Source organism: Pseudomonas sp. X10, from assembly GCF_054889225.1.
Map to the genome: position 1 here is coordinate 4,375,382 of NZ_CM142677.1, position 18,548 is coordinate 4,393,929.

The following is an 18,548-nucleotide window of genomic DNA, read 5'->3' on the forward strand; positions in this document are numbered from 1 at the left end:
CAGCGGAGTTCCCATGCGCCAACCTGATATCGAGATTTACCTGAAGGACACCGACGTCGACCACAAGCAGATTGCCGACTGGCTCGGCAAGGCAGTGGGTCCCTGCAGCGAATGGAAGCAGAAAGGACAGACCTGGAAGTGCACGGCCGGTAACATTCCAGTCACCTGGGTACCCAAGGCTGTGGGGAAATGGAACAGCCTGTTCTTGGAAAGCGACCAGACACCGTGGGAAGACGACACCGCCTGCGCCCGCGCAGCCTATGCTGCACTGGGTGTCGAAGTGCGCTGTGCGCCGGGCAGTTGGGTCGAGGAAGAAGGGGAAGAAGATGCCGATCGCTGGATCCGCATCAGCGCCGACGGCGAGCAGGAAATCACCTGGCGCACCAGCTAAAACCCGAAACCATCAGCGTCAGGCTGCAAGTTCCACGGTCAACTTGCAGCTTGAGGCTTGACGCTGAAGGCCTTAGAGGCCAACCACATCCTCGGCCTGCAGGCCTTTCTGGCCCTGCACCAAACTGTATTCCACCGACTGACCTTCGATCAGGGTGCGATGCCCTTCACCACGGATGGCCCGGTAATGGACGAACACGTCCGCCCCACCTTCGCGCTGAATGAAGCCATAGCCCTTGGCATCGTTGAACCATTTCACATTCCCAGTCTCACGAGACGACATCTGAACTACTCCGGATTTTTATTTTGAAGATCGCCGTGCAGACACGAGGTCACCACCCCGTGCCGACGCAGCTTGCAGAAATATCCTGCAAGCTGCGGACCGAGTATATGACAGGGGACAAAGATTTTTTATGACTTGGGCGCTTTTTGCTGAACTTGCGCGGATACGGCACACTAATCCACCGAGCTTCTACTCGAAATTCTCATCCAGAGCACACACCGTATGACCCGTTCCCCCCTGCGCCGTCTGATCTTCGGCGCCCTGCGTCGCCTGTTGTACCTGTGGGTGCGCTCCGAGACCATCAACCAGTCTTCCCTGAGCCTCAACCTCGACCGCAGCCGTCCGGTGTTCTATGCCCTGCCTTCACCATCGCTCACCGACCTGGCAGTGCTCGACCGAGAGTGCACCAAGGCGGGGCTGCCACGCCCGGTCTTACCCGTCTCCCTGGGGCACCTGCAGGAGCCTGCGGCGTTCTTCTACTTGACCCCGGAGCCAGACTGGCTCGGCCGTCAAGACAAGCGCGGCGCGCCCCCGACCCTGCAACGCCTGGTCGGCGCGGTGAGCCAGCATGCCGAAGAGGATGCGCAGATCATTCCCGTCAGCGTGTTCTGGGGCCAGTCGCCAGCCAGCGAGTCGAGCCCTTGGAAACTGCTGTTCGCCGACAGCTGGGCAGTGACCGGGCGCCTGCGCCGGCTGCTGACCATCCTGATCCTCGGCCGCAAGACCCGCGTGCAGTTCTCCGCCCCGATCCACCTGCGCGAGCTGGTGCAACACAACAAGGGCCACGAGCGCACCGTGCGCATGGCCCAGCGCCTGCTACGAGTGCACTTTCGCAACCTCAAGACCGCCGTCATCGGCCCGGACATCTCGCACCGGCGCAATCTGGTCAAGGGCCTGGTGCATGACCCGCTGGTGCGCCAGGCCATCGCCGACGAGGCCGAGCGCGAGAACATCCCGCTGGCCAAGGCCGAAGCCCAGGCGCTGCGCTATGGCAACGAAATCGCCTCGGACTACACCTACACCGCGATCCGCTTCCTCGAAGTGGTGCTCAGTTGGTTCTGGAACAAGATCTACGACGGCATCAAGGTCAACCATATCGAGCAGGTGCAAGGCATCGCCCCCGGCCATGAGGTCATCTATGTACCCTGCCACCGCAGCCACATCGACTACCTGCTGCTGTCCTACCTGTTGTTCCGCAATGGCCTGACCCCGCCGCACATCGCCGCCGGGATAAACCTCAACATGCCGGTGATCGGCGGCTTGCTGCGCCGTGGCGGGGCCTTTTTCATGCGCCGTACCTTCAAGGGCAACCCCTTGTACACGGCCGTGTTCAACGAATACCTGCATACCCTGTTCACCAAAGGCTTTCCGGTCGAGTACTTCGTCGAAGGCGGGCGTTCGCGCACAGGCCGGATGCTGCAGCCCAAGACCGGCATGCTGGCCATCACCTTGCGCAGCTTCCTGCGCTCATCGCGCACACCGATCGTCTTCGTTCCGGTGTACATCGGCTACGAGCGGGTGCTCGAAGGCCGCACCTACCTGGGTGAACTGCGCGGGGCGAGCAAGAAGAAAGAGTCGATCTTCGATATTTTCAAAGTCATCGGCGCGCTGAAACAGCGCTTCGGCCAGGTGTATGTGAACTTCGGCGAACCGATCCGCCTGGCCGGCTTCCTCGACCAGCAACAACCCGGCTGGCGCGAACAGGCACTGGGCCCGCAGTTCCGCCCAGCCTGGCTCAACGAGACCACTTCGAACCTGGGCGAAACCGTGGCCCGCCACCTCAACGAAGCGGCGGCGATCAATCCGGTCAACCTGGTGGCGCTGGCCCTGCTCTCCACCAGCCGCATGGCCCTCGACGAGAGCGCCCTGACCCGAGTGCTCGACCTGTACCTGGCGCTGCTACGCAAAGTGCCCTACTCACCCCACACCACTCTGCCCGAAGGTGACGCTCTGGGCCTGATCGGCCACGTCAAGGGCATGGGTCTGGTGGCGGAGCAGAAGGATGCCCTCGGCCGCATCCTCTACCTGGACGAAGCCAATGCGGTGCTGATGACCTACTACCGCAACAACATCCTGCACATCTTCGCCCTGCCCGCCCTGTTGGCCAGCTTCTTCCAGAGCAGTTCGCGGATGAGCCGCGAGCTGGTCGGCCAGTACACCCACGCCCTGTATCCTTACCTGCAGGCCGAGCTGTTCCTGCGCTGGAGCCCGGATCAGCTGGACGAAGCCATCGACCAATGGCTGGTCGCGCTGGTGGAGCAAGGCCTGCTGCGTTTCGAGAACGACGTGTACCTACGCCCGGCGCCAAGCTCGCGGCAGTTCGTTCTGCTGACCCTGCTGGCACGCAACATCACCCAGACCTTGCAGCGCTTCTACATGGCCACCTCGCTGCTGCTCAACAGCGGCCAACACAGCCTGACCGCCGAAGAGCTGGAAGACCTTTGCGTGATGATGGCCCAGCGCCTGTCGATCCTCCACGGTCTCAACGCCCCGGAGTTCTTCGACAAGTCCTTGTTCCGCCACTTCATCCAAACCTTGGTGCGCCAAGGCGTACTGCGCCCCGACACGGCCGGCAAGCTCGGCTACCATGAAAAGCTCGGCGAGCTGGCCGAAGGCGCGGCTAAACGTGTGCTGTCAGCAGAGCTGCGCCTGTCGATCCGCCAGGTCGCCCTGCACCGCCACGACGAACCGGCCGAACCAGCGGCCGAGTCCACCAGACAGGGAAATCCCGCATGAAAAAACTCGCACTCGCTCTGATCGGCAGCCTGCTGGCCGCATGCAGCAGCTCCCCGACCACCAACAAGGCCAGCCTCGATGGCGAAGTCTTCTACCTTCAGCGTATCGCCCTGCCGCCCGCTGCGACCCTGAACGTCAGCCTGCAGGACGTCTCGCTGATGGACGCCCCAGCCGTGACCCTGGCCAGCCAGAACGGTCCGGTGAAGGGCAATGTACCCTTGCCGTTCCATCTGACCTACGACCCGGCCCAAGTCAAGCCGGGCCATCGCTATGCGATCAGCGCGCGTATCGAACTGGACGGCAGGCTGCTGTTCATCAATACCGAGCAGCATGCGGTGCAACTCGACGGCAATGACCCGCAACCCGTCCGGATCAAGGTCGACCCGGTTCGTTGATACCTGTTCATTTCTCATACTAAGGATGCAGTCATGATTCGCTCCTCCCTGCGCTTCACAACCCTGTGTGCCGGCCTTTTGCTGTCGGCCAGTGCCCTGGCCCTCTCGCTCGGCGACCTGTCCCAGAAAGACGCCACTGGCGGCTTGAAGGATGCCCTGACCCAAGGCGCGCAGATTGCTGTCAAGCAACTGGGCACACCCGGCGGTTTCAGCAATAACCCTGATGTGCGCATCGAACTGCCAGGCAACCTCGGCAAGGCGGCCAAGGCCATGAAGATGTTCGGCAAGGGCGCCCAAGTAGAGGCACTGGAAGCCAGCATGAACCAGGCCGCCGAAGCCGCCGTGCCCCAGGCCCAGGCGATCCTGGTCGATGCGGTGAAGAACATGTCCGTGGCGGATGCCAAAGGCATTCTCAGCGGCGGCAACGACTCGGCGACACAGTACCTGGACAAGAGCAGCCGCGAGCAGATCCGTGCCAAGTTCCTGCCCATCGTCAAGGAAGCCACCGACAAGGTCGGCGTGGTCCAGCAATACAACAACTTCGCGGGTCAGGCCGCAGGCCTCGGCGTCGTCGATGCGAAAAGCGCCAACGTCGAGAGCTACGTCACCGAGCAAGCGCTCGATGGCCTGTTCAAGATGATCGCCCAGCAGGAAGCAAGCATCCGCGAGAACCCGACGGCGGCAGCGACCAGCCTGGCCAAGAAGGTCTTCGGCGCGCTCTGAGCCCAATCGGGGCTGCTTTGCAGCCCTATCGCGACACAAGGCCGCTTCCATAGGTATTGCGCAGCTCCTGAGCTGGACGCAATCCTGTGGAAGCGGCCTTGTGTCGTGACAGAAGGGCAACGCCCTCCCCTATAGAGCGTTCAGTCTTTCCTGACCCTGAACCACGCCGCATACAGCGCCGGCAGGAACAGCAGCGTCAATACCGTGGCCACGATCAGGCCACCCATGATCGCCACCGCCATCGGCCCGTAGAACACGCTGCGCGACAGCGGGATCATCGCCAGCACCGCCGCCAGGGCGGTGAGCACGATGGGCCGGAAGCGCCGCACCGTGGCCTCGATGATCGCCTGCCAACGGTCCAGCCCGGCGGCGATATCCTGTTCGATCTGGTCGACCAGAATCACCGAGTTGCGCATGATCATCCCCGCCAGGGCGATGGTGCCCAGCATGGCGACAAAGCCGAACGGCTGGCGGAACACCAGCAAGAACAGCGTGACCCCGATCAACCCCAAGGGCGCGGTGAGGAACACCATCACCGTGCGCGAGAAGCTGCGTAGCTGCACCATCAGCAAACTCAGCACCACGATGATGAACAAGGGCATGCCCGCGTTCACCGACTTCTGCCCACGCTCGGCATCTTCCACGGTACCGCCGACTTCCAGCAGGTAGCCATCAGGCAGCATCGCCCTCACCGGCTCCAGGGTCGGCAAGATCTGCTTCACCAACGTCGCCGGCTGCTCCTTGCCGTAGATATCGGCGCGGACCGTAACGGTCGGCAGGCGATTGCGGTGCCAGATGATGCCTTCCTCGAAGCCGTATTCCAGCGTTGCCACTTGCGACAACGCCACGCTCTGGCCGTTATCGGTGGGCACGGCGAGACTGCCTAGGTTATCCAGTTCGCTACGCTCGCGGTGCGTGCCGCGCAGGAGGATCTCGATCAGTTCATTGTCTTCGCGGTACTGGCTGACGCTCGAGCCGGTCAGAGAACTCTGCAGGAAGCTCGACAGGTGGGCGGTGCTCACGCCCAGGGCGCGGGCGCGGTCCTGGTCGATGTCCAGGAATACCGCCTTGCTCGGCTCCTCCCAGTCCAAGTGCACGTTCACCACATGAGGATTCTCGCGCACCTTGGCCGCCACCTGACGCGCCAGGGCGCGGACCTCCTCGATATGCTCGCCGGTGACCCGGAACTGCACCGGATAGCCCACGGGTGGGCCGTTCTCCAGGCGTGTGACGCGTGAGCGCAAGTCAGGGAATTGCTCGTCCAACGTGGCGATCAACCAACTGCGCAGGGCCTCGCGGTCCTCGAGGTTGTTGGCCAGGACCACGAACTGGGCAAAGCTGGCGGCGGGCAGTTGCTGGTCCAGCGGCAGGTAGAAACGTGGCGAACCAGTACCGACGTAGGCCACATAGTTGTCGATGCCAGCGCGCTCCTTGAGCAAGGCCTCGAGGCGTTTGACCTGTTCGGCGGTGTTGCTCAGCGAAGCCCCCTCAGCCAGCTTCAGATCGATCATCAGTTCTGGACGGCCCGAGGCCGGGAAGAACTGCTGCGGCACGAAACGAAACAGCAGGATGCTGCCGACGAAGACGGCGATGGTCAGCAAGATCACCGTCTTGCGCCGCCGCACGCACCATTCCACAACACGCCGTACCCGTTGGTAGAATGGCGTGCCATATGGGTCGGGCGCATGCTCGCCAGTGCCGTGGCGTGCGGCATGGCGCTTGGCCAGGTCCGGCAACAGGCGCTCCCCCAGATAAGGGACGAACACGACGGCGGCAATCCATGACGCCAGCAAGGCGATGGTCACCACCTGGAAGATCGAGCGGGTGTACTCGCCAGTGCTCGACTGCGCCGTAGCGATCGGCAAGAAACCCGCCGCGGTGATCAAGGTACCGGTGAGCATCGGGAAGGCCGTGCTGGTCCAGGCATAGCTGGCCGCCTTCAGACGGTCGAAGCCCTGCTCCATCTTGATCGCCATCATCTCCACGGCAATGATCGCGTCGTCCACCAGCAGGCCGAGCGCCAGCACCAACGCGCCCAGAGAGATCTTGTGCAGGCCGATGCCGAAGTAATGCATGGTGGCGAAGGTCATCGCCAGCACCAGCGGGATGGCCAGTGCCACCACCAGGCCGGTGCGCATCCCCAGGGAGAAGAAGCTCACCAGCAAGACGATGGCCAATGCCTCGACCAGCACCTGGACGAATTCGCCCACCCCGGCCTTCACCGCCGCCGGCTGGTCGGAAACCTTGCGCAGCTCCATGCCGGCCGGCAGATTGTGGGCCAGACGGGCGAACTCGGTTTCCAGGGCCTTGCCCAGCACCAGGATGTCGCCCCCCTCCTTCATCGACACCGCCAGGCCAAGGGCGTCCTCACCCATGAAGCGCATGCGCGGCGCAGGTGGGTCGTTGAAACCGCGATGAACCTCGGCCACATCGCCGATACGGAACGTACGGTCGCCGACGCGAATAGGAAACTGCTGGATCTGCTCGACACTGTCGAAGCGCCCGCTGACCCGCAGTTGCAGGCGCTCGCTGGCGGTTTCGAAGAAGCCTGCGGTGCTCACCGCGTTCTGCTCCTCCAGGGCCTGCTGCACTGCGGCCAGGGGCACCCCGAGGGTGGCCAGCTTGACGTTGGACAGCTCGATCCAGATCTTCTCGTCCTGCAGTCCGATCAACTCGACCTTGCCGACATCCTTGACCCGTTGCAGTTGGATCTGGATGCGGTCGGCGTAGTCCTTGAGCACCGCATAGTCGAAGCCATCCCCGGTCAGGGCGTAGATATTGCCGAAGGTAGTACCGAACTCATCGTTGAAGAATGGCCCCTGGATCCCTGGTGGCAGGGTATGGCGAATGTCCGCGACCTTCTTGCGGATCTGGTACCAGAGCTCGGGGATATCCGCCGAATGCATCGAGTCGCGGGCCATGAAGGTCACCTGCGATTCACCGGGGCGGGAGAAGGAAGTGATCTTCTCGTATTCGCCGGTCTCCATCAGCTTCTTCTCGATGCGCTCGGTGACCTGGCGTGACACTTCCTCGGCGCTGGCGCCAGGCCACAAGGTGCGGATCACCATGGCCTTGAAGGTAAAGGGCGGGTCTTCGCTCTGCCCCAGCTTCGTGTAGGACATAGCGCCGATAGCAGCCAGCAGGATCATCAGGAACAGTACGATCTGGCGGTTACGCAGCGCCCAGGCGGAAAGGTTGAAACCCATCGGGACTTACTCCTTGACCGCCAGGTTCACCACACGGTTGGTACGGTCCACGGGCCGTACTTGCTGACCTTCCTGCAGCACATGGCCACCCGCTGCGACCACCCAGTCGCCAGCATTGAGCCCTTCGAGCACTGGGACACTGTCTGCGCCATAGGCCCCGAGCCGCACCACGGCCCGCTCCAGGCGGTTGTCGGCGGTCACCCGCCAGACATAGGCCTGGCCGTTCTCCGCAGTAACAGCCGACAGCGGCACCGACAGGGGGATGCGTTCAGCATGGGCGATGAATACCCGGGCGCTCTGGCCCAGCTCGGCTGGCACCTTGCCCGAGGTAAACGCGATACGTGCGGCAAACGTGCGCGAGCGCGGATCGGCCGCCGGCGACAGCTCACGGATGCGTCCGTCGAAACGCTGGTCCGGCTGTGACCAGAGCTCGACATTCACCGCCTGGCCGACCGTGAAACGACCGAACTGCTGCTCCGGAATACCGATGGCCACCTCACGCTCGCCATCGGCGGCCAGGGTGAACACCGTCTGGCCGGCGGCGACCACCTGGCCGACCTCGACCTGGCGTTTGGCGATCACTCCGTCTTGGGGCGCGCGCAGCACAGCGTATTCGGCCTGGTTGCCGGCCACGTCGAACTCGGCCCGGGCCTGCTTGAGGCGGGCCATGCCGGCTCGATAGAGGTTCTCGGCATTGTCGTACTGGGAGTGGCTGACCATCTGCCGGTCGAGCAGCTTCTTGTAGCGGTCACGCTCGGCGCGCACCAGGTTGAGGTTGGCTTCGGCGGCAGCCAGCTGGGCACGATTAGCCTCCAGTTGCAGGCGCACATCCTGGGGGTCCAGCTCGGCCAGCGGCTGCTCGGCCTTGACCCGCTGCCCCTCCTCGACCAGGCGCTTGCTGACCTTGCCAGCGATGCGGAAGGCCAACTCCGGCTCGAAGCGCGCACGCACCTCGCCCGGGTAACTGTCCGCAGCGGCGCTGGCAGGTTGCGGCTGGACCACCAGGGCCGGACGTGGCGCGGCGGGTGGCGTGGTTTCCTGGCTGCAGGCTGCGAGCAGCAGGACGGCAGCTGCGGACAAGGCGATGGGCAAGGCATGGCGCAACATGGTGAGTGACCTTTCGCGAACGGACGCTTCGAATATTTATACTGACGAGTATATTAAGTCAGGGAACCGGAGCGGGGAAGCAGCCGTCCGAGAGAAAATGCGTATTAACGATCTGGCGCTTCATGCAGCCGGATGCTTAGCAACCCGGTAAGATGAGCGATCTTTTCAACCACATGCAGAGCCCCATGCCCAACGACGCACCCATCGGCCCTGGCCGGCCCAAGGACCTGGCCAAGCGTGATGCCATCCTCGAAGCCGCCAAGGCGCTGTTTCTCAGCCTCGGCTACGCCAACACCAGCATGGATGCGGTCGCTGCGGCGGCAGGTGTTTCCAAACTCACGGTCTACAGCCACTTCACCGACAAACAGACACTGTTCAGCTCCGCGGTCATGGCCACCTGCCAAACCCAATTGCCCGAGCTGATCTTCGAACTACACGAGGACGTTCCGCTGGAACAGGTGCTGCTGAATATCGCCCGGGGCTTCCAGGCGCTGATCAGCAGCGATGAGGCCGTCAAGCTCAGCCGTCTGATCATTGCCCTGGGCAACCAAGACCCAGGCTTCGGCCAGTACTTCTACGAAGCCGGGCCAAAGCGTGTGCTGGGAGAGATGGAAGAACTGCTGCGCAGTGTCGACCAGCGAGGGCTGCTACACATCGACAACCCAGCGCGGGCTGCCGAGCATTTCTTCTGCCTGGTCAAAGGCGCGCCCGACTACCGGCTGCTGCTGGGATGCGCCGAGGCCCTGCAAGGCGAAGAAGCCGAGGCGCACGTGAAGGAAGTGGTGGCGTTGTTTTTACGGGCTTACCGCTACTGATCGAGCCCCTGCGCAACCTGTAGGAGCGTGCCTTGGCCGCGAAAATCTGTATTCGCAGCGTGTCAGGCTGGTCGGGGCTGCTGGACTTACGGCCGCTGCGCGCCCGATCGCGGCCAAGGCACGCTCCTACAAGGGTCATCGCATATATAGGGCCTCAGCCTTTGAGCGCCTTCTTCGGGTAGATGTCGTAGCGGCTCGACTTGCCCTCCAGGCTATGACTCGGCTTGGGTCCCTCGATGATCGGCGCCTTGCGCGGCCGCTTGACCACTACCCGGTGGCTGGCCAGCGCCAGGGCAGCCTCAAGCAGCGCCGGGGCGTCCAGGTCATCGCCGACCAGCGGCCGGAACACACGCATCTCCTTTTTCACCAATGCGCTCTTGTCGCGGTGGGGGAACATCGGGTCCAGGTAGATCACCTGGGGCGGATCGCCCTGCCAGTCACGCATGCGCTCGATGGCGTTGCCGGTGAGCAAACGCATGCGCGCTACGATGGGACCGACCTCGGCATCTTCGCGTGCCCGTTCCAGACCATCCTCGAGCAAGGCCGCAACCAGCGGTTGACGCTCGATCAGGGTCATCTGGCAGCCCAGGCTGGCCAGCACGAACGCATCCTTGCCCAAGCCTGCCGTGCAGTCCAGCACCTGCGGGCGCACGCCCTGGGCGATGCCCACGGCCTTGGCGATCATCTGCCCGTTGCCACCGCCGAACAGCCGCCGGTGCGCCGCCTGGCCCTCGACGAAGTCCACCCGCACCGGGCCAGGCGCCTGTGGCCCCAGTTGCTGGATCTGCAAGCCCTCGGCACCGACCTGCACAGCAAACCCAGCCTCGGCGTCATCCAGCGGCAGGCCCAGGCGCTGCGCCCATTCCCCGGCACGCTCCTGGAACTCGGGCGTCAATGCCTCGACCCGGATACCACCACCCTGCTCTTGCTCCACCATCAGTTCACGCACTCAAAAAATTAATGAAACCCCGGCCACCGCCGATACACGCAGTATCCGCTATTCTGCCAGAGCGCATCACCCGCGACTGCCATGACAGACACTCTTCAACTCGGCCCGGCCTACCTTTCGCCCGTCGGCGACTATGCCCGGCACAATACCCAGGCATTGGGCGGCGTCAGCCACCTGTGGCAGGACTTCTTCGCCCGCGCCCTGGCCGAGCAGCAAGGACAAGACGCCGAAAGCAGCAGCCAGGCCGTCGAAGAATATGACAAGGTCACTGGCGAGCCCCTGGGTGGGGCGCGGGTCCTGGCGCAGATCCACACCCAGCGCCTGTGCGAGGTGCGCGATACTGAAGTGGCCCCTCCCGAACCGCTGTTCCTGCCCAAGGCGGAGTTCGAAATGGAGTTGCTGGAAAAGGCACCCGACCCCTTCAGCACCGCCGACCTGATTGAGCAACAACGCCAACTCGACCTGAACAACAGCTGGCTGCGCCCCGTGGTCATGAGCCAGGGCCACCCGCTGCCCGAGCCTGGCCCGGGCCCTGCTCCCCAGCCCCTGTTCCTGCCGATCGCCGAGTTCGAGATGGACCTGCTGGACAATGCCCCTGAGCCGTTCGACGAAAGCACCCTGGCCGCCCAGCAAACCGCCCTGGACTTCGACACCCGCTGGGCCCGCCCAGTGGTGCTGAACAACGTACGCGTTCACGTCTGAGATCAGCGGCAGACCTGCCAGAAGCCCATGTCCAGGTGAAAATGGTTGTGGTGCGCGGCGTTGTAGTCAGGCCCCAGCACCGTACTGAAACTTTCGCAGGCCACCTTGTGCACCTCCCTGAGAAAGTCCGCCTTGGCCCCTTGCCCCTGCCAGTCCCGCGCCAGCACGATGCGCTGGCCGTCGGCCAGGCGAAAGCCGCTGATGTCCAGGGCATTGGCCGTGGCATGCTGGCTGAGACGGCCTTGCTTGCGATGATAAACGTTGCGGCAGGCGAAACTGCCAAGGTGGTCAACCTGGATCACGGCCTTGCCAAAAGCACGCTGTGCCGCCGGTTGCAGGCCGTGCTGCTCGAACAACGCGTAAGCCACCGCCAAAGGGCAACTGGCGAGGAAGCTACTGCTCAGGCGCGCCTGGCCAGCTTCGATGCGCAGGACGTTGCTCAACGGACAGTTGGCCGAGGCCGGGCTATCGGCCTGCTCCCTGTAACGCAAGGTTGAAGTCGCAAGGGTTTGCGCGCAGAGCTGCGGATCATCGCGCAGGCGGGATAGTTTGTAAGGCGTCAACAGGTTCGGCGGCTGGCGCACATCCAGCACAGCCCATGGGTTCCAGGCATCCGGCGGACGCCAGCCGAAATGCCAGGCCAAGCCGCCCGCAAGCAGTAAACAGGTCAGTACCGCCAGGAATGTGCGCATGCTGCCGGCTCAGCGGCGGAACAGATCATTGAGTTGGGCAAACGGCAGGGCCTGCTCGCCGTAGCTGAACGTACCCTTTTCACGGATTTCCCCAGCGGCGCGGTAGAGGGCCCCATAAGCCGCCCGGGCCAGCGACGAGCCGACACTGATGCGCCGTACGCCCAGGTCCTGCAACTGGTTCACCCCCAGGGGCACGCCGCTCAGCCCCATCAGCACGTTCACTGGTCGGGGAGCCACGGCCTGCACCACCGCACGGATCTCATCGACATCACGCAGGCCTGGCGCATAGAGCACATCGGCGCCAGCCTCGGCGAAGGCCTGCAAGCGTTTAACGGTGTCATCCAGATCCAGGCGTCCATGCAGCAGGTTTTCGGCACGGGCACAGAGGGTAAACGGAAAAGGCAAGCTGCGGGCGGCCTGCACCGCCGCCCTGACCCGCTCCACTGCCAGGCCGAAGTCATAGATCGGTGCGTTGGCGTCGCCACTGGCATCCTCGATCGAACCGCCGACCAGGCCTGCCTCGGCGGCCCGCAGTATGGCCTGGGCACAGCCCTCCGGCAGGTCCGAGAAGCCATTCTCCAGGTCGGCAGCCACTGGCAGTGGCGTGGCATCGACGATTGTCCGGGCGTTGTCCAGGGTTTCATCCAGGGTCATCGCCGCTTCGGCATCGGGCCGCCCCAAGGAAAAGGCCAGCCCGGCGCTGGTGGTCGCCAACGCCTCGAAGCCGAGACTGGCCAAAAGCTTGGCGGAGCCTGCATCCCAGGGATTGGCGATGACAAAAGCCTGCTCTCGCTCATGCAACGCCTTGAAGGACTCGGCTCGTAGGGTTTGCACATCCATGGTCATCACCTCCGGCAGATGGAACGGTCGTCAAAGCAGCCCTAGTTGTTCGACCTCGGGAGCGCGCGGCAATTCCGGCAACGCGGCAAGCCCTGGCAAGCGCTCCATCAGTCGCTGGTGAAAGCGCTGGGCCAGGGCTGCGGCCAATCGATTATCGGCCGTGTGCAGGAAAACATAGGGGCTGCGCCCCTCCTCGATCCAGGCAGCGACCTTGTCCAGCCAGGGTGTCATGAAGGGTTCATTGGCTTCCAGCTCCGGATGCCCGATGAAACGCACCTGCGGATGCTGGCTGAACGCTGCTGGCCGCGGCGGCACCCTGGGTTTTTTGGCCTGGGCGTGCAGGACGCCGGGATCACGCGAGGTGCAACTGAACAACGCACGCGGATCCAGACAGATGCGCTCGACCCCTCGCTCGTGAAGCAGACGATTGAGCTGGCGCTCCTCCTCGCCACGGGCAAAGAAAGCGTTGTTGCGTACCTCGACGGCGACCGGCACGCCGATCTCATCCAGGAAATGACACAACTCGCCTAAGCGTGAAGGCCCGAAGACCGCCGGCAACTGCAGCCAGTAAGGGGACACGCGTTGTCCCAAGGGGGCGAGCAGACGAGTGAAATCGGTCGCGGCAGCAAGGTGCTCACGCAGGTCCGCGCTATGGCTGATATCGCCAGGGAACTTGGCGGTAAAGCGGAAATGCGCTGGCATCACCTGGGCCCAACGCTCGACAGTCGCGGGGGCGGGACGGGCATAGAAGGTAGTGTTGCCCTCGACAGCGTTGAAGACCTGGCTGTAGAGACCGAGGAACTCGGTGGGGCGGGCATCGGCGGGATAGAGGTAATCGCGCCAGGCGTTTTCACTCCAGGACGGACAACCAAGAAAATAAGGCAGTGTGGATGAGCTCATCCATCAAATGTACAGGTCCAGCCCCAGCACTTCCATCTCCCAGTCGACGAAGCCAGCGGTGCTCAGGTAGCTGGCCAGCGCCAAGGCGGTACGCCGATCGCGGGCACGTGGGTAGATCATGTCCTGTTGCCGGGCAGGCAGGCCAGCGCCACGCCGGCTGCCACGGGTCGCCTGGGCGGCTTCCGCCTCTTCGACCAGCTCTGCGTCTTCCACGGCTTCGTCACGCACCGGTGCCTGGCGCGGAGCCCGCTTGATCGGATAGGACTGCGAGGAAAAGCCGTCGATACGCATGATGGGCTACTCAGGAACAATGATGGCAAGTTACCAGCATCAGAGATCCTTCGCTAATGCCCGATTGATAACTGGACCACAGTTCGGGCAAAAGGTTTTATCGTGTCTGGCGATAGCCGACGAACAGCACTCAGCGGGCCTTGGGTGTAGCGACATTGTCACGCAGGTAGACCGGCTGGGCCTGGTCTGCGGCAATGGCCTCGCCCCTCGCCCAGGCAAAACCGGCCAGGCTCAGGATGTCGAGGGCATTGGGCAACTGGCTGGCATCACTGGCAGCCACCGTCACCGCCAGGCGCTCGGCATAACCCCAGCCGGTCCCGGCACCAAACCAGTCGGCGCCACTGCCCTGCGGCAGGGCCACGCGTTCCGGCGCCAGCACCGCCTCCTGGCCGACCAGGCGCATCTCGCCCTCATGTGCCTGGTAACACCCCCAGTACACCTCGTCCATGCGCGCATCGATGGCAGCGGCCACCTGCTGCGCGCCACGCTCGCGCAGCGCGCCCTGGGCCAGGGCGGCCAGGTTGGACACCGGCAGCACCGGGCGCTCAAGAGCAAAAGCCAGGCCCTGGACCACGCCGATGGCAATACGCACACCGGTGAATGCCCCGGGGCCACGACCGAAGGCAATGGCATCCACCGCGCTCAAGGCGACGCCGGCATCGGCCAGCAACTGCTGGACCATTGGCAGCAGCTTCTGCGCATGCAGGCGCGGGATCACCTCGTAATGGCTGGTGACCCGCCCCTCGTGCAGCAAGGCGACGGAGCAGGCTTCAGTGGCGGTATCCAGGGCCAGCAGGGTGGTCATCGAAAGCGGTTCCAGGCGAAAGAAAAAAGAGCGGCAGTATAAACGACAACGGCCCGCAAGCGGGCCGTTGTCTGCACTGGCGGATACGGATCAGCTCAGGGCTGCCAGTACCTTGGCAGTGATGGCTTCGACCGAGCCGACGCCTTCGATATGGCTGTACTGCGGCTTGCCGTTGGCGGCCGACAGCTTCTGGTAGAACGCTACCAGCGGCTTGGTTTGCTCGTGGTAGACCGAGAGGCGGTGACGCACGGTTTCTTCGGTATCGTCCTTGCGCTGAACCAGCGGCTCGCCAGTTTCGTCATCCTGGCCTTCCACTTTCGGCGGGTTATAGACAACGTGGTAGACACGCCCAGAACCTTCGTGAACGCGGCGGCCTGCAATGCGCTGGACGATTTCTTCATCTTCGACAGCGATTTCGACCACTGCATCCAGTTCGATGCCTGCGGTCACCAGGGCTTCAGCCTGGGGAATGGTGCGCGGGAAACCGTCGAACAGGAAGCCATTGGCGCAGTCCGGCTGGGCGATGCGGTCCTTGACCAGGTTGATGATCAGGTCATCGGAGACCAGCTTGCCAGCGTCCATGACCGCCTTGGCTTCCAGGCCCAGCGGCGTACCGGCCTTGACCGCGGCACGCAGCATGTCGCCAGTGGAAATCTGTGGAATACCGAACTTTTCGGTGATGAACTTTGCCTGAGTACCTTTACCGGCCCCGGGAGCTCCCAGCAGAATTACGCGCATCTTGTGCTCCTCAATTTTTTGTATGTAAATCAATGGATTCGGCGCTCAGGGCCAACTCCGGAAAAACGGGTAATGACCACAAATCGGTCAAAAGGCTGCTCAAGATACACAGCGCCCGGCAGCCATACAAGCATTCCAAGGGAGGAAGAATCCCCCTTTTGCGGCTAGCCGTCGGGCAGGTTGCACCCAGCGCAACCCGCCCACCCGGACGCCTTGGGGACACTGCCCCCAAGGATGACAGCAGTCGCTCGGACAACCTCAACCGGTGTTGCGCAACCCGGCGGCGATACCCGCCACGGTGACCAACAAGGCCTGCTCCAGCGGGCTATCCAGAGCGGCTTCGCGACTGCGCGAACGTGCCAGCAGTTCGGCCTGAAGGCGGTGCAGCGGGTCCAGATAGGTGTTGCGCAAACGGATGAATTCCAGCGTCTCCGGGCTGTGCGCCAGTAGCACCCGTTGCCCGGTCAGGCTCAGGACTACTTGGCAGGACTGCGACAATAGGTCGCGCAGATGCCCCCCCAAAGGTCGCAGTTCCGGTTGCACTAGACGTTCGTCGTAGGCCAGGGCGATCTCGGCATCGGCCTTGGCCAGCACCATTTCCAGCATGTCGATGCGGGTGCGGAAGAATGGCCATTGCTCGCGCATCTCGGCCAGCAGCGTGCCCTGGCCTCTGCTCAGCGCATTGCCCAATGCCGCTTCCCAGCCCAGCCAGGCCGGCAGCATCAGGCGCGTTTGGGTCCAGCCGAAGATCCAGGGGATGGCGCGCAGACTCTCGATGCCCCCGGCACGCCGCTTGGCCGGGCGGCTGCCCAACGGAAGGCGCCCCAACTCCTGCTCCGGAGTCGATTGGCGGAAGTACTCGACGAAATCCGGGTTCTCCCGCACCACCGCACGGTAGGCCTTGAGGCCATCGGCGGCCAGTTGGTCCATCAATTCGCGCCAAGCCGGTTGTGGCGGCGGTGGCGGCAGCAAGGTCGCCTCCAGCACGGCGGCCAGGTAGAGGTTGAGATTCTGCTCGGCAATGCCCGGTAGGCCGAACTTGAAGCGGATCATCTCACCCTGCTCGGTGGTGCGGAAGCGCCCCGCCACCGACCCGGGAGGCTGCGAGAGGATCGCCGCATGGGCTGGGCCGCCGCCACGGCCGACAGTGCCGCCACGACCATGAAACAACAGTAGTTCGACCTGATGTTCTCGGCAGATGCGCACCAGGTTCTCCTGGGCTCGATACTGGGCCCAGGCGGCGGCCGTGGTGCCAGCGTCCTTGGCCGAGTCCGAGTAGCCGATCATCACTTCCTGTGGCCCGTGCAAGCCGCTGCGGTAACCCGGCAGGCCCAACAGCCGCTCCATCACCGGCCCGGCGTTGTCCAAGTCGGCCAGGGTCTCGAACAGCGGCACCACACGCATCGGCCGGGTCACCCCAGCCTCCTTGAGCAACAACTGCACCGCCAGCACATCAGAGGCAGCACCGGCCATGGAGATCACATAGGACCCCAACGACGCCGCGGGCGCCGCCGCGATCTCGCGACAGGTCGCCAGCACCTCGGCGGTTTCGGCTTGCGGCTGGAAATGCCCCGGCAGCAAAGGCCGACGGTTTTTCAGTTCGTCCTGGAGGAAGCCAATGCGCCGCTCCTCATCCCAGTCGGCATAACGCCCCAGGCCCAGGTAATCGGTGATCTCGCTCAACGCGGCGGTATGCAGGGCGGCATCCTGGCGCACATCCAGGCGCGCCAGGAACAGGCCGAAGGTCACCGCCCGGCGCAGGCAATCGAGCAAGGGGCCATCGGCGATCACCCCCATGCCGCACTCATGCAGGGACTGATAGCACAACTGCAAGGGCGCGATCAGGTCGTGGTTGTTGCTGAGCACATCGGTGCTGGCCGGTTGCGTCGCAGCCAGCGAGGCCTGGGCCCAACTGCGTGTCGCACGCAGGCGCTCACGCAGTTGCTTGAGCAGGCTGCGGTAAGGCTCAACACTGTCACCCACCTGTTCCCGAAGCGCGGCGCTGGCTTGCTGCATGGACAACTCTGCGGCGAGGTAATCGATATCGCGCAGGAACAGGTCGGCAGCCATCCAGCGCGCCAGCAGCAGGACCTCGCGGGTCACGGTAGCGGTGACATTGGGGTTGCCGTCACGGTCACCGCCCATCCACGAGGCGAAGCGGATGGGCGCGGCCTCCAGCGGCAGGCGCAGGCCGGTGGCGTCGAACAACGCCTTGTCGACCTTGCGCAGGTGGCTGGGGATGGCATGCCATAGGGAATGCTCGATCACCGCGAAGCCCCATTTGGCCTCATCCACTGGGGTGGGCCGGCTGCGGCGGATTTCATCGGTGTGCCAGGCTTCGGCGATCAGCCGGCGCAGGCGCTCTCGCACCTGCTCGCGCTCGGCGGCAGTCAGGTCGCGATGATCCTGCGCGGCCAACTGCGCGGCAATCGCGTCGTACTTCTGGATCAGGGTCCGACGCGCCACCTCGGTGGGGTGGGCAGTCAGCACCAGTTGGATGTCCAGCTTGCCCAGTTGCCGGGCCAGGGCATCATCGCTGTGCCCGGCCTGCTTCAGGCGCGCCAGCAGCTCTGGCAGCACCCGCGCCTCGAAGGGCTCCGGCTGGTGCTCATCGCGACGACGGATCAGTTGGTACTGCTCGCCGATATTGGCCAGGTTGAGAAACTGATTGAATGCCCGTGCCACCGGCAGCAGGTCCTCTTCGGCAAGCTCATCGAGGGTCGAACTCAACTGCTCGGCACTGCCGCTGCGGTCAGCCTTGGCACTGTGGCGAATATCCTCGATCTTCTGCAGGAACGCCTCGCCATGCTGCTGGCGAATGGTCTCGCCGAGCAACTCCCCCAACAGATGAATATCCTCTCGCAAGCGCAGATCAATATCGGTCATCGGGCCTTCTCTCCAGCGCGGACTGCCGCGCACCAGCTCAGGGAACAGCTCTTGTTGCCACAGAGTGCCCACTCCGACCGCCCCTTTCAA

The 18,548-nt window shown here is 63.8% G+C and carries 17 protein-coding genes; 6 read left to right on the forward strand and 11 right to left on the reverse strand.

Translation table 11 applies throughout. From position 1 onward, the window contains the following. Nucleotides 1–13: 13 nt before the first annotated feature. Nucleotides 14–391, forward strand: coding sequence for a hypothetical protein (locus tag ACYU03_RS19930; protein WP_461886345.1), 378 nt, complete (start codon nt 14–16; stop codon nt 389–391). A 72-nt stretch (nt 392–463) separates the two neighbouring features. Here ACYU03_RS19930 and ACYU03_RS19935 read toward each other — a convergent pair whose 3' ends face one another. Next, nucleotides 464–673, reverse strand: a complete 210-nt coding sequence (locus tag ACYU03_RS19935) for a cold-shock protein (protein ID WP_461886346.1) — start codon at nt 671–673, stop codon at nt 464–466. A 222-nt stretch (nt 674–895) separates the two neighbouring features. Between ACYU03_RS19935 and plsB the strand changes: the two genes are divergently transcribed. From plsB to ACYU03_RS19950, 3 genes are read left to right on the forward strand one after another with little or no spacing between them, the layout of a single operon-like run. Next, nucleotides 896–3,409: a glycerol-3-phosphate 1-O-acyltransferase PlsB gene (gene plsB / locus ACYU03_RS19940; RefSeq protein WP_461886347.1), complete on the forward strand. Its 2,514-nt coding sequence runs from the start codon at nt 896–898 to the stop codon at nt 3,407–3,409. Beyond that, nucleotides 3,406–3,804 carry a YbaY family lipoprotein gene (locus ACYU03_RS19945; RefSeq protein WP_461886348.1) on the forward strand — a complete coding sequence of 133 codons (399 nt, stop codon included), beginning with the start codon at nt 3,406–3,408 and terminating at the stop codon, nt 3,802–3,804. Before plsB ends, ACYU03_RS19945 begins: the two co-directional genes overlap by 4 nt. A gap of 33 nt (nt 3,805–3,837) precedes the next feature. Then, nucleotides 3,838–4,527: a DUF4197 domain-containing protein gene (locus tag ACYU03_RS19950; protein ID WP_461886349.1), complete on the forward strand. Its 690-nt coding sequence runs from the start codon at nt 3,838–3,840 to the stop codon at nt 4,525–4,527. A gap of 140 nt (nt 4,528–4,667) precedes the next feature. Here the strand turns inward: ACYU03_RS19950 and ACYU03_RS19955 are convergent, their stop codons facing one another. Then, nucleotides 4,668–7,733: an efflux RND transporter permease subunit gene (locus ACYU03_RS19955; protein WP_461886350.1), complete on the reverse strand. Its 3,066-nt coding sequence runs from the start codon at nt 7,731–7,733 to the stop codon at nt 4,668–4,670. A gap of 6 nt (nt 7,734–7,739) precedes the next feature. After that, nucleotides 7,740–8,840: an efflux RND transporter periplasmic adaptor subunit gene (locus ACYU03_RS19960; RefSeq protein ID WP_461886351.1), complete on the reverse strand. Its 1,101-nt coding sequence runs from the start codon at nt 8,838–8,840 to the stop codon at nt 7,740–7,742. Between the two features lie 173 nt (nt 8,841–9,013). Between ACYU03_RS19960 and ACYU03_RS19965 the strand changes: the two genes are divergently transcribed. Beyond that, nucleotides 9,014–9,655: a TetR/AcrR family transcriptional regulator gene (locus tag ACYU03_RS19965; protein WP_461891508.1), complete on the forward strand. Its 642-nt coding sequence runs from the start codon at nt 9,014–9,016 to the stop codon at nt 9,653–9,655. A gap of 154 nt (nt 9,656–9,809) precedes the next feature. On the opposite strand, the gene ACYU03_RS19970 is transcribed toward ACYU03_RS19965, so the two are convergent. Continuing rightward, nucleotides 9,810–10,592 carry a class I SAM-dependent methyltransferase gene (locus ACYU03_RS19970; protein ID WP_461891509.1) on the reverse strand — a complete coding sequence of 261 codons (783 nt, stop codon included), beginning with the start codon at nt 10,590–10,592 and terminating at the stop codon, nt 9,810–9,812. 93 nt (nt 10,593–10,685) lie between these two features. Between ACYU03_RS19970 and ACYU03_RS19975 the strand changes: the two genes are divergently transcribed. Beyond that, nucleotides 10,686–11,306: an energy transducer TonB gene (locus ACYU03_RS19975; RefSeq protein ID WP_461886352.1), complete on the forward strand. Its 621-nt coding sequence runs from the start codon at nt 10,686–10,688 to the stop codon at nt 11,304–11,306. A gap of 2 nt (nt 11,307–11,308) precedes the next feature. On the opposite strand, the gene ACYU03_RS19980 is transcribed toward ACYU03_RS19975, so the two are convergent. The 7 genes from ACYU03_RS19980 to ppc form a co-directional block, all read right to left on the reverse strand. Next, entirely contained in the window at nt 11,309–11,998 is a 690-nt protein-coding gene (locus ACYU03_RS19980) for an extensin-like domain-containing protein (RefSeq protein WP_461886353.1), read from the reverse strand. A 9-nt stretch (nt 11,999–12,007) separates the two neighbouring features. Further along, entirely contained in the window at nt 12,008–12,838 is an 831-nt protein-coding gene (locus tag ACYU03_RS19985; protein ID WP_461886354.1) for an isocitrate lyase/PEP mutase family protein, read from the reverse strand. Between the two features lie 30 nt (nt 12,839–12,868). Then, nucleotides 12,869–13,738, reverse strand: coding sequence for a DUF72 domain-containing protein (locus ACYU03_RS19990; RefSeq protein ID WP_461886355.1), 870 nt, complete (start codon nt 13,736–13,738; stop codon nt 12,869–12,871). Nucleotides 13,739–13,741: 3 nt separating this feature from the next. Next, entirely contained in the window at nt 13,742–14,029 is a 288-nt protein-coding gene (locus tag ACYU03_RS19995) for a hypothetical protein (RefSeq protein WP_461886356.1), read from the reverse strand. 130 nt (nt 14,030–14,159) lie between these two features. Next, a complete protein-coding gene (gene tsaB, locus ACYU03_RS20000) occupies nt 14,160–14,834 on the reverse strand; it encodes a tRNA (adenosine(37)-N6)-threonylcarbamoyltransferase complex dimerization subunit type 1 TsaB (protein WP_461886357.1) in 675 nt (224 codons plus the stop codon). Nucleotides 14,835–14,924: 90 nt separating this feature from the next. After that, nucleotides 14,925–15,572: an adenylate kinase gene (gene adk / locus ACYU03_RS20005; protein ID WP_461886358.1), complete on the reverse strand. Its 648-nt coding sequence runs from the start codon at nt 15,570–15,572 to the stop codon at nt 14,925–14,927. A gap of 258 nt (nt 15,573–15,830) precedes the next feature. Further along, a complete protein-coding gene (gene ppc, locus ACYU03_RS20010; protein WP_461886359.1) occupies nt 15,831–18,458 on the reverse strand; it encodes a phosphoenolpyruvate carboxylase in 2,628 nt (875 codons plus the stop codon). Between the last annotated feature and the right edge of the window lie 90 nt (nt 18,459–18,548).

What these genes read in the sequence shown, in the direction of transcription:
- ACYU03_RS19930 (WP_461886345.1), top strand. Translation starts at nt 14, where the DNA reads ATGCGCCAACCTGATATCGAGATTTACCTGAAGGACACCGACGTCGAC.
- ACYU03_RS19935 (WP_461886346.1), bottom strand. Translation starts at nt 673, where the DNA reads ATGTCGTCTCGTGAGACTGGGAATGTGAAATGGTTCAACGATGCCAAG.
- plsB (WP_461886347.1), top strand. Translation starts at nt 896, where the DNA reads ATGACCCGTTCCCCCCTGCGCCGTCTGATCTTCGGCGCCCTGCGTCGC.
- ACYU03_RS19945 (WP_461886348.1), top strand. Translation starts at nt 3,406, where the DNA reads ATGAAAAAACTCGCACTCGCTCTGATCGGCAGCCTGCTGGCCGCATGC.
- ACYU03_RS19950 (WP_461886349.1), top strand. Translation starts at nt 3,838, where the DNA reads ATGATTCGCTCCTCCCTGCGCTTCACAACCCTGTGTGCCGGCCTTTTG.
- ACYU03_RS19955 (WP_461886350.1), bottom strand. Translation starts at nt 7,733, where the DNA reads ATGGGTTTCAACCTTTCCGCCTGGGCGCTGCGTAACCGCCAGATCGTA.
- ACYU03_RS19960 (WP_461886351.1), bottom strand. Translation starts at nt 8,840, where the DNA reads ATGTTGCGCCATGCCTTGCCCATCGCCTTGTCCGCAGCTGCCGTCCTG.
- ACYU03_RS19965 (WP_461891508.1), top strand. Translation starts at nt 9,014, where the DNA reads ATGCAGAGCCCCATGCCCAACGACGCACCCATCGGCCCTGGCCGGCCC.
- ACYU03_RS19970 (WP_461891509.1), bottom strand. Translation starts at nt 10,592, where the DNA reads ATGGTGGAGCAAGAGCAGGGTGGTGGTATCCGGGTCGAGGCATTGACG.
- ACYU03_RS19975 (WP_461886352.1), top strand. Translation starts at nt 10,686, where the DNA reads ATGACAGACACTCTTCAACTCGGCCCGGCCTACCTTTCGCCCGTCGGC.
- ACYU03_RS19980 (WP_461886353.1), bottom strand. Translation starts at nt 11,998, where the DNA reads ATGCGCACATTCCTGGCGGTACTGACCTGTTTACTGCTTGCGGGCGGC.
- ACYU03_RS19985 (WP_461886354.1), bottom strand. Translation starts at nt 12,838, where the DNA reads ATGGATGTGCAAACCCTACGAGCCGAGTCCTTCAAGGCGTTGCATGAG.
- ACYU03_RS19990 (WP_461886355.1), bottom strand. Translation starts at nt 13,738, where the DNA reads ATGAGCTCATCCACACTGCCTTATTTTCTTGGTTGTCCGTCCTGGAGT.
- ACYU03_RS19995 (WP_461886356.1), bottom strand. Translation starts at nt 14,029, where the DNA reads ATGCGTATCGACGGCTTTTCCTCGCAGTCCTATCCGATCAAGCGGGCT.
- tsaB (WP_461886357.1), bottom strand. Translation starts at nt 14,834, where the DNA reads ATGACCACCCTGCTGGCCCTGGATACCGCCACTGAAGCCTGCTCCGTC.
- adk (WP_461886358.1), bottom strand. Translation starts at nt 15,572, where the DNA reads ATGCGCGTAATTCTGCTGGGAGCTCCCGGGGCCGGTAAAGGTACTCAG.
- ppc (WP_461886359.1), bottom strand. Translation starts at nt 18,458, where the DNA reads ATGACCGATATTGATCTGCGCTTGCGAGAGGATATTCATCTGTTGGGG.